We start from the raw sequence: 15,299 nt of genomic DNA on the forward strand, positions 1-15,299 counted from the left end.
CTTGTCTCCTTTCTATTTTTTTATTGATAAAAAGTTCAAGAGGTATACATTGATTTCCTCTTGGACTTTTTTGATGCATTGAATTGCTAAAGATGTTATAAAAATTAGGGGAGAGAATAAAAATGAAAGCATCAAAAAAATTAATTTTAGTATCGGCAGCTACGATAATGTTGACTGTACCTGTTTTAGCAAATAATCATTTGTCTAATCCAGTTGCTGCCGCAAGTCAAGATAATACACAAACTACTAAATTAACGTTCTATATTAACCACAATGCCTATGTTTACAATCATCAAGGTAAGCGTACCAAGAGCAAGATTAAGAAGGGAAAGTTGCTAAAGGTGACTATATTGAAGCCTAAGGCAATTACTAACCCAAATCAAAGCAAGTATTTCTTCAATAATGTATTAGCTGGCAAGTATTTTTCATTACCGACAGTAAGCATTAAGAAGACAGACTTTGTTAATATTAGCAAAAATAAATATATTAAGCCAGGCAACATTGGTAGAATCTCGCCAGGAAAATATCAATATGCGGATCTGTCAACTAAGGAAATCAAGGTAATTACCAAAAAGACTGCTCCAGTAACTAATCAAGTAGGGATGCCAATTGCCGCTCCAATTAAGAAGGGAACTAAGCTTACAGTTGATCAGAATTATTACAATAATGTTGATGGCGCTGATGACTATCTAAGTAATCTCGAGTATTATCGTATTAAAGGTACTAACAAGTGGGTCAATTTACCTGATATCAAGAAATTAACCCGAATTATGCCAAATAATTTTGTAATAGCGCCTATTATGGTTAATTATGTAACTGCTGGCAAGTCAGCATATCTTTACAATATTAATGGCGAAATCGTTGACAAGAGTTATTTATTGATTCCAGATGTTAATGTTGGCGTTGATCGAGCTCTTTATATTTGGAACAAGCAAACTAAACAAGCTGATCTATATTATCATCTTACGGCTAACAAAAAATTGGTCTGGGTTCCAGCTCTTGATGGAACAGGCAAGACTGGTACTACGATTACCAGCAACGGCTCATATGCTCACCAAACTAAAGATACAGCAAATACTTTTGTTAAAGCTAGTGATGTGACAAGTCAAAATCCAGTTGCATTAAAAGTTGATAATACACCGAGCGAAGCACAAGCAGATGCAAGTCAGGCCACTGCTAGTGACTATGGTGAGTTGCAAGCCTTAGTTGATCGAGCAGGTCAAATTAAAAAATCGACTTTATATCGTTTGACTGAAAAAGCACAGCAAGAAAGATATGATTTGGCCGTTGATAACGCACAAAAGTTATTGACTAACAAGAATACTTCTATTGCGGCAGTTAAGCAGGCTAGTTGGCAAATTAAATACGATCAAAGTAAACTAGACGGACAAAAAGTTTGGGTTAAAAACATAAATAAACTAACTAAGGCAGAAAAGTCTTGGGTAACTATATTAGCTAATCGCGACATTCATGGTGATCCACAAAAAGAATATGCTGGCTTTTATAAAGGTAAAATTGCGGTAGTAACTTATAATAAAAAGACTTTCAAGAGTGAACTTGTTCGCTATTTGAAGTTGGCTGATTATGCTACTGATAAATAAAATTAAAGAGCTCAAGAATGCTTTAATGATGAAGCATCTTGAGCCTTTTGATTTTTAGTAAAAAAATATCCAAGACCGAAATCTTGGATACTCATTGGAGCTGGAACTGTGCTTGATGAGGCAACTGCTAGAATGGCGATTGTTTCAGGAGCTAGATTCGTTGTTAGCCCATCTTTTAACGAAAATACTGCTAAGGAATGCAATCTGTATGCGGTTCCTTACATGCCCGGTTGCTTTAGTCCAACGGAAATTCAATCTGCTTTAACTTATGGTGCTGACGTAGTCAAAATCTTCCCAGGTTCAATTGCTGGTAAAGGCATTATTTCTGAAATTCATGGACCTTTTCCATATGTTAATGTAATGCCAAGTGGTGGTGTATCATTAGGAAATATGCATGAATGGTTTGCTAGTGGTGCCTATGTTGTTGGTGTAGGTGGCGGATTAGTTGGACCTGCTAAAAATGATGATTATAAAGCTGTATTGCATAATGCTCAAGCTTTTCATAATGAATTTCAAAGTATTATTTATGCCAACTCAGCTGTTACTAGGAAGGTGCCAGTGAAGGCATAGTTTTTTTGGGGGGGAATATGACACCCCTATTTAAAAAATAAATTAATGAAATAAAAAAAACGTCGAATCCATTCAGATTCGGCGTTTTTGATTAACTAAATATATTTGTTACTTAGTAGTTGAAACGTATGATGATAATACATCCTTCAAGTCGCTATCCTTGATTGAAACGTCAGCCTTCTTCAAAACAGTAGCAATAACGTCTTTCATAGTAGCTTGGTCTTGAGCCATTGATGCGTAAATTTGATCATCAATAGCCTTCTTGTGGTCAGCAAACTTACCCTTAGCTGGGTGGCTGATCATCTTGATTACGTGGTAACCGGATTGTGACTTAACTGGAGTTGAAGTAACTTCACCAGTCTTAAGCTTGAAGGCAGCGGTCTTGAATGAGCTGTCTAAAGTAGTGTCAGTTGAGTCGAATGATGGCAACTTACCAGCCTTGTTCTTAGTAGCAGTATCAAGTGAGTACTTCTTAGCTAAAACCTTGAAGCTCTTGCCATCTTTCAATTGCTTGATGATGCTTTGAGCAGTTGACTTCTTAGCAACCAAGATGTGTTGAACAGTTACCTTAGGTTGGTAGCTCTTCCAAGCTTGTTGTTCTTGCTTCTTAGTAACTTTCTTAATGTGCTTCAATGCTTGTTCAGAAAGAAGGTTAGTCTTAATGTTTTGCTTGAAGCTTGAAGCAGTCATACCGTTTTGTTGTAAAACAGCACTAAATTGTGAGCCGTATTGCTTCTTGTAGTTGTTGTATTGCTTGTCGACTTTCTTTTGAGATACGTACTTGCCGTATTGTTGTTCCAAAGCGCGGTTGATGATCATGTTAGCCAAAGTTGACTTACCGGCTTGTGACTTCTTCATCTCATCGTAGTATTGTTCTTGAGTAATCTTGCCACCCTTGTATGAAGCAACAGTAGCCTTAGTGCCGCTATTAGAACAAGCAGCAGTTGATAATGCAACGCCAGCTACAGCTACGACTGCAGCAATTTTTTTCATATAACTCTTCATAAAAATAATATCTCCACATCCTTAAATAAGTAACTGTTCATTAATATACCATAAAAAAGGGCGTTTCGTTTTTAAATTACGAATTTTCACAGAAAAATCAAATTTTCTTTATTTTTTCTTAGTTCTTTGTGTCTTGTGAGTTAGTATCTGGCACGATGTTTTCCAAATCTTGGTTCAATTTATCGCTCTTTTTTTCTATGCGGTTAACGATAGGTTGAATATGGTCGGAATAATGTTCAACACTATCATTAATATCACTAATTGTACGTTCAGCTGTTGGCATTTGTTCATTTAATTCTTGACTAGCCTTTTTAGCTTTTTGCAAGGCAGAATTAAAGCGTTGGCTTTCATGTTTAATTGCTTCGAACTCATCTTTTAATGGCTTGCCTGGGCGATTACCATTGCTATCTTTCATACAGGAAAAAACTAGCCCAGCTGTTGCACCAAAAACTGTGCCTAATAAGAAATGTTTCATTTTTAACCTCTAAAATTGTGCCTTAATTTTGTTAGCAACTTCGTTGTATTTAGCTTCGTTGTATTTGTCAGCGTTGTTGCGGGTCATCAGCTTCAAGCCGTCGCCTTCAAAACGAGGAATGAAGTGAATGTGTGAGTGCATAACTACTTGATTTGCGGCCTTACCATTATTAGTAGTAATGTTCATTGCAGTAACATTAGGGAAGGCTGCCTTAATTGCATTAGCAATTTCAGGAATATATTGTAAATAGCGTTGTGCGTCTTCCTTGGTGTAGTCAAACAAGTTAACGATGTGCTTTTTTGGCACCATTAAGGTGTGGCCTGGGTTAACTTGAGAAATATCTAAGAAGGCCTTAACATCGTCATTTTCAAAAACGGTATAGCTAGGAATTTCACCGCGGATAATTTTGCAGAATAAACAATCTTTGTCTAAATTTTCCATAATAAAACCTCATATCCTTGTACTTTAGTTTACTATTAAATCCATGCTATCATAATAAAGGTATAAATTCAGTAAAGAAAGATAGGAAAAATGACATTAAAAATTGAACATTTAACGGGAGGCTACACGGGTGTCCCGGTTATTAAAGATATTAATTTGGAAATTAAGCCGGGTGAGGCACTAGGCTTGATTGGGCTAAACGGCGCGGGGAAGTCAACTACGATTAAACATATTTTGGGTTTACTTCGCCCGCAAAAGGGTAAGATCAGCTTGAACGATGTTGTATTGACGCAGCAACCAACTAAGTTTAAGCGTGAAGTAGCTTATATTCCAGAAACACCGATTTTGTATCCGGAATTGACTTTAAAGGAACATTTGGAGCTAACCATGTTGAGTTACCACTTGGATGAAAATAAAGCATGGGAACGCGCACATGAGCTGCTTAAGATGTTCAGACTTGATGACAAGCTAGAATGGCTGCCGATTCACTTCTCCAAGGGGATGCGGCAAAAAGTAATGATCGTTTCTGCCTTTTTAGCAGATACTAGTTTGCTTGTAATTGATGAACCATTTACTGGCCTTGATCCTTTGGCAGTTGCTAACTTAATCGATTTAATAAAAAAAGCAATTGCTGACAAAAAGATGGTCTTAATGACTACTCACGTTTTAGCTGATGCACAGCAAGCGATTTCGAATTATGCTGTGTTAAACCGCGGCACGATCGAAGTTGTGGGGAGTTTGCAAGAAATTCGTCAGCACTATGGCCTTAAGCCAGATGATCCTTTTGACAAGTTATACCTTGCTTTGAATAGAGAGGATAATGGCAATGCGTGAGTTAGCGAATAGAAGGTTGAGCGAGAATCTTAAACAATCAGTAAAATATTTGACGCTGGTGTTTAATGACTTCTTTATTTTAGCGTTGATCTTTTTGTTTGGGGCGCTGATGTTCTGGTATGCCCAAGCTATGCGCGTAATTCCCAATAATCTGTGGTTCTATAAGCCACTTGTCGGCTTTATCATGTGGTTGCCATTATTAGCTGGTCGATTAGTTACCTTATTAAAAGAGGCCGACATGCAATTTCTGTTTACGCAAGATGAACAAATGGGTGAATATCTGAAGCCGATGATTCGTTACAGTATGGTGCTGCCAACAATTCTGATTGTTTTGCTTGGCGGAATTCTGTTTCCGTTTGCGACGGTAAAAGCTGGAATCCCAGTTTGGTCATATGTAATCCTGATTATCAGCACTGTTTTATTAAAATTGTGTATGTTGCTGATTGAAAAAGAGAGTTTGTACTTCTACTACAATTATCCGCAATGGATATTATTAGTGATAACTCTGGCAGCTTTGTTGATTGGCTCACTAGGATCATTTATTTATCCAATTGAAGTTGTAGTATTAATGGTAATTACACATTTTGGTACTAAAAAAGAAAAGGGCGTCTTTAACTGGCGCTATGCGATTAAAACTGAACAAGCTAGAAAAGATCGCGTTTATTCAATCTTCAGTATGTTTACCGATGTGGCAGAAAAGCAAGTTACAATCAAACGCAGAAGATACCTCGACTTTCTTTTACCAAAATCATTGGCTAAGGAAAATCCTAATTTGTTCTTGTATCGGAGATCACTTTTGCGTAATCCAGAATACTTGAACTTATTAGTCAGAATGACTGTCTTTGCAATCTTGGTATCGTGGTTAGTGCAAGATTGGCGTTGGGCACTAGGCCTTTCATGCTTGGTAATCTTTTTAACGGTCTATCAATTATTGCCAATGGCAACAGAGTTTGACCGCAACTTCATGTACCGCGTTTACCCAATTGAACGGCAAAATCGTGGCAGGGACTTGGTAAAGGTGTTGACAATGGGCTTGTTTATTCAATGGCTCTTGATTAGTGTCTGCTGGTTAATTGTGCTACCAATTAATGTTAACTTGTTTGAAGCGATGGCAATTTTACTTGGTTTCACTATGATTGTAACTGCCACTTACTTGCCAGGCAGAGTTAAAAAAATGAATCAAAAAAATTTTGGAATTAGATAGGAATAGAGAATGAGATTAAGAAATAAACCTTGGGCTGTTAAGCTTGTAAACGACCATCCAGAAAGTGTTTTGCAAAATCCTGATCCTGAAAAAAAGATCGACTGGACTGAACGATTTGGTAATGATCATCCCATCGAAATTGAAGTAGGTTCTGGTAAGGGGCATTTCATTACTACGTTAGCTGAACAAAATCCTGATAAAAATTATGTCGCATTAGAATTGCAAACTACGGCTGCGGGGATTATCTTGCGAACAAAGTTGGAAAAGGGCTTGGATAATTTACAAATCTTACGCGGAGATGCGGCTGACATCAACTGCTTCTTTCCAGCAAATAGCACCAATGTTATCTACTTGAATTTTAGCGATCCATGGCCAAAGACTCGTCATGAAAAGCGTCGTTTGACTTACAAGAGTTTTTTGAGCAAGTATGAACAAGTTCTGAAGCCAGAAGGACATATTGAATTTAAAACCGACAATGCGGGCTTGTATGCTTACTCTGTTCAGAGCTTGAATAATTATGGAATGAAGTTTGATTTTGTTTCAGTTGATCTTCATCATGAAAAGCCAGAGATTGTGGAAAAGAATATTGAAACAGAATACGAGCATAAATTTGCAGCTAAGGGTAATCCAATTTATGCTTTGCACGCTCATTTTGAGGATGAATAGTTTGAAGCGTCTAGAGTTACAGCAGATAAACTCTAGGCGTTTTTTAATGCTTTATTGGATAAAATCTTGCTACTAGCTCATCGCTTTAGTTATTTTGTTTTAGAATAGTTTCAGATTATTGGAGGGAAAATTATGGAAGATAAACCTTATTATAAACAAGAATATCACGAACCTAAAACTGATATTCCTAGACCAACTTTTGGACAAGCATTCAAACTTTTGTTTACTGCACCATTTAAGTGGAATGCACGTAGTATTCGTCGTGGATTTTGGTATGCCTATGTTTGGGCAATTATTTTGCGAGTCATTTTAGCAGCATGTTCAGCTACGGCATATTCAATTGATGGCATTGCTTATTAAAGTAATGAATTCTTCTTATTAACGCACGTTTCAACTGGTACACTTATTATTCAAATAATTATCTATCTACTGATTATTTGGATCTTATTAGGCTTACTTGGCTTTACCATAAGAAGATTGCATGATACTGACCACACCGGTTGGTGGTACTGGATCTCGGTTATTCCATTTGGGTATTTGTTTTTACTTTACTTCATGGTTTTGCCAACTGTTGAAAAACCAGTTCGTTGGGGCAGTTATCTATTTAAAGAAAAGAAATAATTGTAAGATTCAATTTCTAGCTTTTTAGTTAAAGAATGGTTATAATAATATCGACTTATAAAAAGTAAGAAATACATGAGGTATGAAAAATGGAAAAGATTAAAGAATTAACTGAAGATCAATTAAAGGAAATTACTAAAGAAGGACGTACTGTGCTTGAATTCTCAGCTGATTGGTGCCCAGACTGCAAGTTTCTTGCTCCATTTATGCCTGAAATTGAAAAAGATTTTTCTGATGCAAAATTCTACGAAATTGACCGCGACGGTTCAATTGACATAGCAAAAAAATTAATGATTATGGGAATTCCTTCATTTGTTGTCTACCAAGATGGCAAAGAAATTGGTAGACTAGTAAATAAGGACCGTAAAACTAAAGATGAAGTGGAAAACTTTTTACGATCACTTGACTAATAGAGGAGAATAAAAAAGCATGATTACTAGTACTAATAAAGAAGCTTATCCTAACACTTTGATCGTTATCTTAGGTCACGATGAAGGCCGTAGCTCATTTGAGGAAAAAGAAGACGTTACTCGCGTAACTAACGATGAAGGCAAGACCATTGGTTACAACTTCTTCAACGTTGATAAGTTAGTTGACTTTGATAAGTTACCAAATGGTCCAGTTAAGTTGTCAGACGATGAGCTTGTTGCACTGAACAAGAAGCTTGATGAAGTTGGTTTTACTGACAAGTTAGCATATGGCAAGCCAACTTTAGTTTATGGCTACGTTAAGACTTGTGAACCACACCCTGATTCAGATCACTTGCACGTAACTACTGTTGAGGTTGCTGATGGTGAAGAACACCAAATCGTTTGTGGTGCACCAAATATCGCTCAAGGTCAAAAAGTAGTTGTTGCACTTCCAGGTACTTTAATGCCAAATGGTGCACAAATTTGGCCAGGTGAATTGCGCGGTGTTGATTCATACGGCATGATTTGTTCAGCTCGTGAATTAGGTTTGCCACACGCACCACAAAAGCGCGGGATCATGGTTGTTCCTGATAGCTTCGAAGTTGGTGCAGAATTTGAACCAACTAAGTGTGATGAACTGATCGCTAGTGGTGAAATTACTTTATAATTTGAATAAAGCAAAAATAAAAAGTTGACCAGTTGGTGCAAAAAAGCTAATTGATCAACTTTTTTATTTTGTCTAAGAAAAGCCACCAGTTTCACCTTTTAAGGAGCTAGTGAACCGATTTTGTGGGAAATAGTTTTACCCGTAAGATCTTTAATGATCAAATGATCGACAGTATTAACATAATTGTCGTTTTCATCATAGATTTCTTTTGATTTTAAAAATTTTAGCATAAGAAAAATGGTAAAATAGTTAACGAATAAAAACGTTAAAAATTCGAGGGTAAATAAATGTTAGACAAGAATAAGCAAATTTGGTTCATTGGTATTAAGGGTACAGGTATGGCATCCCTTGCCTTGCTTTTACATGACTTAGGCTATGATGTAGCAGGTAGTGACATTGAAAAATATACCTTTACGCAAGTGCCACTTGAAAATGTGGGCATTGATGTTAAAAACTTTAACCCGGATAACATCAAGAGCAATGATGAACAAGTAATTGTTAAAGGGAATGCTTTTAAAGAAGACAATCCAGAAGTTAAAGCTTGCCTTGAAAAGGGTGTTAAGTGGCAATCATATCCAGATACTGTTGAAGAAATTGTGCAAATGCATACTTCAATTGGTATTTCAGGCACTCACGGCAAGACCTCAACTACCAGTCTTTTATCACACGTCTTAGGTGAAGTTGCCCCAACTTCATACTTAATCGGTGATGGTCGCGGCAAGGGCGTGGCAAATTCACGTTTCTTTGTTTATGAAGCTGATGAATATCGTCGTCACTTTTTGGCATATCACCCAGATTACCAAATCATGACTAACATTGACTTTGACCACCCAGATTACTTCAAGGATCAAGCCGATTACACTAGTGCTTTTCAATCAGCAGCTGATCAAACTAAGAAGGCGCTCTTTGTTTGGGGTGACGACAAACGTTTGCAAAGTTTGAAGACTGACATTCCTAAGTACACTTATGGCTTCAAGGATACCGATGACTTTCAAGCTGTTGACATTAAGAAGTCCACTACTGGTTCTAAGTTCCATGTTTTAGCACATGGTAAAGATTTAGGTGAATTTGAAATTCACTTATTTGGTGATCACAGCATCTTGAACTCAACTGCTGTTATTGCGGTTGCTTACACTGAAAAAGTGCCGATGGATGACATTCGTGAAGGGATGTTGACCTTTAAGGGTGCTAAGCGGAGATTTAGTGAAAAATACTTTGGCGATATTGCTGTTATCGATGATTATGCTCACCACCCAACCGAAATGCGAGCAACTATTCAAGCTGCTCGTCAAAAGTTCCCAGATAAAAAGTTAGTCGTAGTCTTCCAACCACATACTTTCTCAAGAACCAAGAAGTATCAAAAAGACTTCGAAGAAATTTTGCGCGATGTAGATAAAGCATACGTTACTCCAATTTATGCTTCAGCTCGTGAAGCTAACGGTGATATTTCAAGCGAAGACTTAGTTAAGAATATTCCTGGCTCAGAAGTAATTGACTTAGACAATATTGCTGACTTGACTAAGAATAAGAATTCAGTCATTGTCTTTATGGGTGCCGGCGATATTCCTAAGTATGAAGATGCTTTTGAAAAGTTGCTTTAATTGAAAGATAAGCATGAAAAAAACTGTTCTCAATAAGAGAGCAGTTTTTATTTTGGCTAATCTTTGATTTTATCCTTGAGATCCAGGCTCTTTTCATAAATAAAGTAACCGATGATGCAGGTGATGATATCACTGGCTGCTTGAGCCCAAACGATACCGTGGTAGCCAAATGTGACTTTTAGAATTTCTAATGCGATAAAGTAGACAACGCCTTGACGAGTAATTGCCATGATGAAGGCAGCCCAAGCATTACCAACTGATTGGAAGACGGTAGTGTAAACTAAAATGATACCAACGATTGGTGTAGTAATGATGGTCGCAATTAACATGTAACTGCCGGCATTAACGATGTCCGGTTGATTCATAAATAAAGCAGTAACTGGACGAGCAAATAAAATTAATAATCCGCCTGAAATTACAGCATAAACAACTTGCACAAGAATATCGAAGTTTAGAATTTTCTTTAATCGTTTCCAGTTTTTAGCACCATAGTTGTAACCAATTAAAGGTTGTGAACCAAAGGCAAAACCAACGATTACCAAGATAACGATACTGTAAATCTTTTGGGTGATTCCCATTGCGGCAACTTTGTTTGCACCGTATAGAGCTAAAGATGAGTTAAGAAGTGCCATACCAAAGCTTTGAGCGAAGTTGGTGATTGAACCGGGGATGCCGATTGCTACGATATCTTTGATTGTTTTGCCGCTAATTTTGCTATATTTTAGCTTTAATTTGATGTAGTCAGTTTTGTATAAAACGTAGTAAATGAGAATAGCATCAGTGACTAGATAACCTGTAACGTTGGCAATCCCAACACCGATTGCACCCATTTTGAAAACAAACAAGAAAATAGGATCAAGGATGATAGCTAAAATAGTTCCCGTCATTGTAGCAACCATTGCTTGGGTAGCTAAACCTTCTGTTCTGATTAAGTTCTGCGGAATGATTGAGAAGATAATTGGCGCAGCACCAATTGATATTACACGATAAAAATCGGCAGCATCTTGATAGGTGGCAGCTTTTGCTCCTAAAAGATGAATGATCGGATTTTCCAAAATTAGTAAAATGGCTGTTAGTATTAAACCAGTAACAAATCCACCGATCATACAAAAACTGCTTACACGTTTACTTAATTGATAATTTCTTTCACCGAATAGCCGTGAAATTAGTGAAGATCCACCGAGCCCAAAAATGTCAGAAACAGCGATTAAAAAAGTAAAAAGTGGAGCACCAATCGTAATTCCTGCTACTAGATTTGTATCACCCGTTTTGGCAACAAACATCGTGTCTGCCAAGTTGTAGATCATGGTAGTGATCATCCCTAAGACGACCGGTAATGCTAGCTTAAAGTAGACCTTTTTAATCGGCGCTTTAGCAAATAATTCATCCATAAATTTTCTCCCACATTGAAAAAAGCGACCTAGAAAGATACTTTGAGGTAAACCTCACTATTCTAGGTCGCTACGTTATATCATTTATTTAATTTTAGCATATTGTGTTAATTTGCGAGGTGATTATCTAAATTAAAGTTACCTTGAAATTCATCAGTAGTGCTTTCTTGATCCATACCATATTCGGCATCGTCGCCCCAGTAAATGTATTGTGCTTTTTTACCTTTGGTGCCAGCAATTCTGAAGTAAAGGCCAGCTTCATCACCTTCACCAGTGGTCTTGGTGGCATCTACCTTAACTTTTTGACCAATCTTGAGCAACTTGCTGGTTGACTTAAGCTTATTATTTAAAACGTGGATCTTGTTTAAAATAGTGGCGGTAGTAGTACCAGAAGCTTGGTAAAGGGTGTTGCCGTTGACAAAGCCAACATTTGAAGCATAGATATAAGCGCCATTACCTAAGGCGTAGAATGGCTTGCCCTTGATAGTGGTTGTGTTCAAACTTCTCTTTTTAGACCCGCTAAGATTTGAGAAGTAGTAAAATACGTCATTCTTAGTTGTGGCGTGGGTTTTAGCTGGTGTTTTAACTAACATATATTTAGGGATGAGTGACAAACCATTGAAAGTAGTGCGGTGACCGTTTTTATCATAAATGCGAGAGTTGGAACTCAAGATTAAAACATTTTGTCCATCCATTGAGCTAACATTCAAAGATTTGATGTAGCGTTTTTTACCGATGTTAACGTAAGAAGCGGTAGTGTAGTGGTAGTTCTTAGAAGTTTTTGCATCTACTTTTTTACCTTGGATCAGGATAGGCTTGCCATAATATTTAAAACTTGAGCCTGATTTAATCGTTGAAGCAACAGTCATCTTCTTGCCATTGACTTTTTTGGTAGTGGTAGTGGCATTGCCTTTGCTGTTGAAGACTTGAACTGTGCCGTTAAAGGATTTCTTGAGAGTAACTTTACCTTTTTGTGATTGCGTAGCTGCTTGAACTGTGTGAACAGGTTGATTGATAATAGCAGTTGCTGGTGCAACACTGATTAATAAAGCTGCTGCGATAGTTGCTAATTTTTTAGTAGTCATATTTTGTCTCCTTTGTAATAATCCCTTAAGTTGATTTTAGCACTTATGAGACTATAAAAATAACCTCGAAACTCAAACGTTTTCGGGGTTATTTGATTTTATTCACTTAAGTACTTAGGATCAATAAATTTATTGATCACATTGTTAACCTTCTTTGAATTATCGTACTTGCGGATAATGTTCAAGAAGTCTTGTGCAGTTGCTTGCTTCAAGTAGTAAGTTTGGTAGTAATCGTGTAAAGCATCAAAAAACTTATTTTCACCCATGGCTACTTTTAAAACAGCAGGGAAGTCCATCCCAAGTTCGTAAGCCATGTCTTTAGTGTTAACGCCCTTTGGTGGATTATTAACAGGGTAGTTGATGTAGTTGGTCTTTTGATTCTTATTAATGAATTGGTTAGCATTTTCTTTTAAGATCTTGTTAGCACGCTTGACGTTCTTACGAGTGTAGAACTTACTGTGCATCAGTTTAGCACAGTAGGACTTGCTCTTAGTGTAGGTCAAATCGTAAACGCCATTTTCAAGGAGGTTGGTAAGACTTTCGTCAAGCCAAGGTTCCATGTATTCGTCGCTGCCGACAGTGCCGTAGAACCATTGGTGACCAACTTCGTGAGAAACATCTTCAGTTAATTCATTATATCTATCAAGTGGGTGCTTCTTTTGTAAAAAGCCGCTGGCATCGATCATGATCAAGCCAGGATATTCCATCCCACCGGTATCTTTGCCAAGCAAGCCTTCAGTAATATCGATTTCTTTGTAAGGATATTTGCCGATCTTTTTGGTAAAAATGTGAAAACTGTCTTGGGCAGTCATCAAAGCAAGCTTGTTGTATTGCTTGCTGTTTTTGCTTGCAAGGTAGTAGTCGTTGATTCTTACGCCGTTTGCATAAGCGTGGTCAACCTTGAACTTGTTGGAAGTAGCGATTGCGAACTCACGCATGTTGTTGGCGGTAATTGTAGTTTTGCCATTTTTGGTTGTGCTTTGACCAGAAGCGGCAACTTTGTAGCTCTTTGGTGCGAAGAAGCTAACGTGGAAATTGCTTACAGCACTATTGCGGTTTTCACCAGCATCGTAGTATGGGTGATAATTCCACTTACCGTTGCGATAATCGCTTAAGTATGGGAAACAGAATGACAGGTGATAAACCTTACCGCCGTTGATATTTTGGTAGTCAAAACGATCTTGTCTCTTAGGCACGCCGGTAACTACGTTAACAGTTAAATCAGTAGATTCACCTGTATTTAGACTTTTGTTAACAAATAAATTGCTCTTGTCTTTACTGGTAGTGTAAGAAAGCTTTTGACCATCTGATGAAATGCTTTTAACTGAAGTTGTCGCATTTCTTGTAGCCTTAAAATGCTTGTGGTCGTATTTCAACACGCCGCTAGCAATATTTCTAACCAATAAATTTTTAACAGGTTCATTGCCGTTATTAACAACGTGCATGGTAACTTTTTCTGTTAATTGATTCTTGCAAGTGTTCAACTTCACGGTCATGTTGTAATTTGTTGCCTTGATCGTAGGATCAGCCGCAGCTTGAACTTTTGAGTTGAAGTTAAATAATGCCGCAATGGTTACTGCACTCGACAATAAAAGTGTTGTTCTTCTTTTAATAATTTTCCCTCCAAGAAAAATTTACTCTAATTATTGGAAATTATCGGCATAAAGTAAATCTATTTTTTGATGATAGGATACGCGTGGTGCTAGTTAAATCGTTCTAGACAATAAGCCAAATTATAAGCTAAAATTGCAATTTCCAACCGGCTTTGAAAGCCTATCAGACTACGTGCTCGATTGTTCTCGGCATTGTAATAGGTCAGAAGCGAAAAGTCGCTTTCAATTGTTCTGCGAATAGCCATCAATTGATGATCATTGTGCTTTTTAGCTCCTGTCATATTTTTACGATATGGTGTCCAAAGTTCATAACCCATTTGTTTTAGCTGTTGATGCAGTTCTTTGCCTAAATAGCCTTCGTCGCCAAGAAGATAGTAATTAGATGGATGTGCATTTTCCATCAGTTCAACTGTCTCCTTGGCATCATGAACTGATGCTTTTGTTACGACATAATCAAGAATGTAACCGTCATCGCTAACAATGGCATGAACTTTGAAACCATAGAAGTAAATTTTCTTGGTGGCCTTATAACCAATGTTGGCATAACCGCGAAAAATTTTAGCACGATAGTTGCGAATTGGTTGGCAAACAGGTACCGGAAAGCTGTCAATGATCAAGAAATGTCCATTCAGGTCAACCTTTTTATTCATTTCTTGCCGTATCTGATAAATCAATTGCAATAGCTGACGTGAACGCCGATTAAAACGTGAGTGTGATAAACAATTGAAACATTCACAGAATCTTCTTTGTGATTCAATTCCTGTCTTAGCTTGCCAGATAAGTAAAGCCAAAATCAGACTGTCCGTAGTTTTAATTTGATCAATATTTCGCCGATGAGTAAACTCAGCCGGTGCATACAAACGATACCAGTGCCGACAAATTATCACTAAATCTTTAAAACTAACTTGTAAATGGTGGCTAAAACGCTTAAGCTTAAGGCAGTTCAATCAGATCAGACTCTTTTCTATTATTACTATTTACAAGTCGAGTCTAACAAGATTGGACTTTTTTATTAACTAAAACGATTTAACTAGCACCACGCGTAATTGAAACAATATTTTAAATAGTTTATTATTGTTGATTGACAATAATGAACTATTTCCTTTTTCTAGGAT

General features: G+C 37.2%; 17 protein-coding genes. 10 read left to right on the forward strand and 7 right to left on the reverse strand.

Features of this window, described 5'->3' with window-relative positions; translation table 11 throughout:
• Positions 1–122 precede the first annotated feature (122 nt).
• A complete protein-coding gene (locus J6L97_RS02925; RefSeq protein WP_057726727.1) occupies positions 123–1,601 on the forward strand; it encodes an SLAP domain-containing protein in 1,479 nt (492 codons plus the stop codon).
• A gap of 108 nt (positions 1,602–1,709) precedes the next feature.
• Complete coding sequence (locus J6L97_RS02930) at positions 1,710–2,171, forward strand: beta/alpha barrel domain-containing protein (protein WP_005718106.1); 462 nt, start codon at positions 1,710–1,712, stop codon at positions 2,169–2,171.
• A gap of 108 nt (positions 2,172–2,279) precedes the next feature.
• On the opposite strand, the gene J6L97_RS02935 is transcribed toward J6L97_RS02930, so the two are convergent.
• The 3 genes from J6L97_RS02935 to J6L97_RS02945 form a co-directional block, all read right to left on the reverse strand.
• Positions 2,280–3,176 (reverse strand): peptidylprolyl isomerase PrsA, encoded by an 897-nt coding sequence (locus J6L97_RS02935; RefSeq protein WP_005718107.1) that lies wholly within the window; start codon positions 3,174–3,176, stop codon positions 2,280–2,282.
• A 118-nt stretch (positions 3,177–3,294) separates the two neighbouring features.
• Positions 3,295–3,651, reverse strand: a complete 357-nt coding sequence (locus J6L97_RS02940) for a hypothetical protein (protein ID WP_005718108.1) — start codon at positions 3,649–3,651, stop codon at positions 3,295–3,297.
• 9 nt (positions 3,652–3,660) lie between these two features.
• Positions 3,661–4,092: an HIT family protein gene (locus J6L97_RS02945; protein WP_013086704.1), complete on the reverse strand. Its 432-nt coding sequence runs from the start codon at positions 4,090–4,092 to the stop codon at positions 3,661–3,663.
• Positions 4,093–4,182: 90 nt separating this feature from the next.
• Between J6L97_RS02945 and J6L97_RS02950 the strand changes: the two genes are divergently transcribed.
• The 8 genes from J6L97_RS02950 to murC all read left to right on the forward strand — a co-directional run bounded on the left by J6L97_RS02950 (position 4,183) and on the right by murC (position 10,095).
• Positions 4,183–4,926 carry an ABC transporter ATP-binding protein gene (locus J6L97_RS02950; protein WP_013086703.1) on the forward strand — a complete coding sequence of 248 codons (744 nt, stop codon included), beginning with the start codon at positions 4,183–4,185 and terminating at the stop codon, positions 4,924–4,926.
• Positions 4,919–6,130: an ABC transporter permease gene (locus J6L97_RS02955; protein ID WP_041811034.1), complete on the forward strand. Its 1,212-nt coding sequence runs from the start codon at positions 4,919–4,921 to the stop codon at positions 6,128–6,130. The genes J6L97_RS02950 and J6L97_RS02955 overlap by 8 nt, the downstream gene beginning before the upstream one ends.
• Positions 6,131–6,139: 9 nt before the next feature.
• The gene (trmB, locus tag J6L97_RS02960) at positions 6,140–6,796 is read left to right on the forward strand and encodes a tRNA (guanosine(46)-N7)-methyltransferase TrmB (protein WP_005718114.1); all 657 of its coding nucleotides are present in this window, start codon (positions 6,140–6,142) and stop codon (positions 6,794–6,796) included.
• Positions 6,797–6,928: 132 nt separating this feature from the next.
• Entirely contained in the window at positions 6,929–7,156 is a 228-nt protein-coding gene (locus J6L97_RS11010) for a hypothetical protein (RefSeq protein ID WP_223876361.1), read from the forward strand.
• Between the two features lie 81 nt (positions 7,157–7,237).
• Positions 7,238–7,417 carry a DUF805 domain-containing protein gene (locus J6L97_RS11015; RefSeq protein WP_233186504.1) on the forward strand — a complete coding sequence of 60 codons (180 nt, stop codon included), beginning with the start codon at positions 7,238–7,240 and terminating at the stop codon, positions 7,415–7,417.
• Between the two features lie 89 nt (positions 7,418–7,506).
• Positions 7,507–7,827, forward strand: a complete 321-nt coding sequence (locus J6L97_RS02970) for a thioredoxin family protein (protein WP_005718117.1) — start codon at positions 7,507–7,509, stop codon at positions 7,825–7,827.
• A 19-nt stretch (positions 7,828–7,846) separates the two neighbouring features.
• Entirely contained in the window at positions 7,847–8,494 is a 648-nt protein-coding gene (gene ytpR, locus J6L97_RS02975; RefSeq protein ID WP_005723469.1) for a YtpR family tRNA-binding protein, read from the forward strand.
• 287 nt (positions 8,495–8,781) lie between these two features.
• The gene (murC, locus tag J6L97_RS02980; protein WP_057726730.1) at positions 8,782–10,095 is read left to right on the forward strand and encodes a UDP-N-acetylmuramate--L-alanine ligase; all 1,314 of its coding nucleotides are present in this window, start codon (positions 8,782–8,784) and stop codon (positions 10,093–10,095) included.
• Between the two features lie 56 nt (positions 10,096–10,151).
• Here the strand turns inward: murC and J6L97_RS02985 are convergent, their stop codons facing one another.
• From J6L97_RS02985 to J6L97_RS03000, 4 genes are all read right to left on the reverse strand, one after another.
• Positions 10,152–11,486 carry an MATE family efflux transporter gene (locus tag J6L97_RS02985; RefSeq protein ID WP_057726731.1) on the reverse strand — a complete coding sequence of 445 codons (1,335 nt, stop codon included), beginning with the start codon at positions 11,484–11,486 and terminating at the stop codon, positions 10,152–10,154.
• A gap of 107 nt (positions 11,487–11,593) precedes the next feature.
• On the reverse strand, positions 11,594–12,571 hold the full coding sequence (locus J6L97_RS02990) for an SLAP domain-containing protein (protein ID WP_057726732.1): 978 nt from the start codon (positions 12,569–12,571) through the stop codon (positions 11,594–11,596).
• 98 nt (positions 12,572–12,669) lie between these two features.
• Positions 12,670–14,184: a M1 family metallopeptidase gene (locus J6L97_RS02995; RefSeq protein WP_057726733.1), complete on the reverse strand. Its 1,515-nt coding sequence runs from the start codon at positions 14,182–14,184 to the stop codon at positions 12,670–12,672.
• Positions 14,185–14,273: 89 nt separating this feature from the next.
• A complete protein-coding gene (locus J6L97_RS03000; protein ID WP_118992340.1) occupies positions 14,274–15,131 on the reverse strand; it encodes an IS982 family transposase in 858 nt (285 codons plus the stop codon).
• Positions 15,132–15,299: the final 168 nt, after the last annotated feature.

Origin of the sequence: Lactobacillus crispatus, assembly GCF_018987235.1 — a bacterium.
Taxonomy (GTDB): Bacteria; Bacillota; Bacilli; order Lactobacillales; family Lactobacillaceae; genus Lactobacillus; species Lactobacillus crispatus.

What these genes read in the sequence shown, in the direction of transcription:
- J6L97_RS02950 (WP_013086703.1), top strand. Translation starts at nt 4,183, where the DNA reads ATGACATTAAAAATTGAACATTTAACGGGAGGCTACACGGGTGTCCCG.
- ytpR (WP_005723469.1), top strand. Translation starts at nt 7,847, where the DNA reads ATGATTACTAGTACTAATAAAGAAGCTTATCCTAACACTTTGATCGTT.
- murC (WP_057726730.1), top strand. Translation starts at nt 8,782, where the DNA reads ATGTTAGACAAGAATAAGCAAATTTGGTTCATTGGTATTAAGGGTACA.
- J6L97_RS11010 (WP_223876361.1), top strand. Translation starts at nt 6,929, where the DNA reads ATGGAAGATAAACCTTATTATAAACAAGAATATCACGAACCTAAAACT.
- trmB (WP_005718114.1), top strand. Translation starts at nt 6,140, where the DNA reads ATGAGATTAAGAAATAAACCTTGGGCTGTTAAGCTTGTAAACGACCAT.
- J6L97_RS02990 (WP_057726732.1), bottom strand. Translation starts at nt 12,571, where the DNA reads ATGACTACTAAAAAATTAGCAACTATCGCAGCAGCTTTATTAATCAGT.
- J6L97_RS02925 (WP_057726727.1), top strand. Translation starts at nt 123, where the DNA reads ATGAAAGCATCAAAAAAATTAATTTTAGTATCGGCAGCTACGATAATG.
- J6L97_RS02940 (WP_005718108.1), bottom strand. Translation starts at nt 3,651, where the DNA reads ATGAAACATTTCTTATTAGGCACAGTTTTTGGTGCAACAGCTGGGCTA.
- J6L97_RS02955 (WP_041811034.1), top strand. Translation starts at nt 4,919, where the DNA reads ATGCGTGAGTTAGCGAATAGAAGGTTGAGCGAGAATCTTAAACAATCA.
- J6L97_RS02970 (WP_005718117.1), top strand. Translation starts at nt 7,507, where the DNA reads ATGGAAAAGATTAAAGAATTAACTGAAGATCAATTAAAGGAAATTACT.
- J6L97_RS02935 (WP_005718107.1), bottom strand. Translation starts at nt 3,176, where the DNA reads ATGAAGAGTTATATGAAAAAAATTGCTGCAGTCGTAGCTGTAGCTGGC.
- J6L97_RS02945 (WP_013086704.1), bottom strand. Translation starts at nt 4,092, where the DNA reads ATGGAAAATTTAGACAAAGATTGTTTATTCTGCAAAATTATCCGCGGT.
- J6L97_RS02985 (WP_057726731.1), bottom strand. Translation starts at nt 11,486, where the DNA reads ATGGATGAATTATTTGCTAAAGCGCCGATTAAAAAGGTCTACTTTAAG.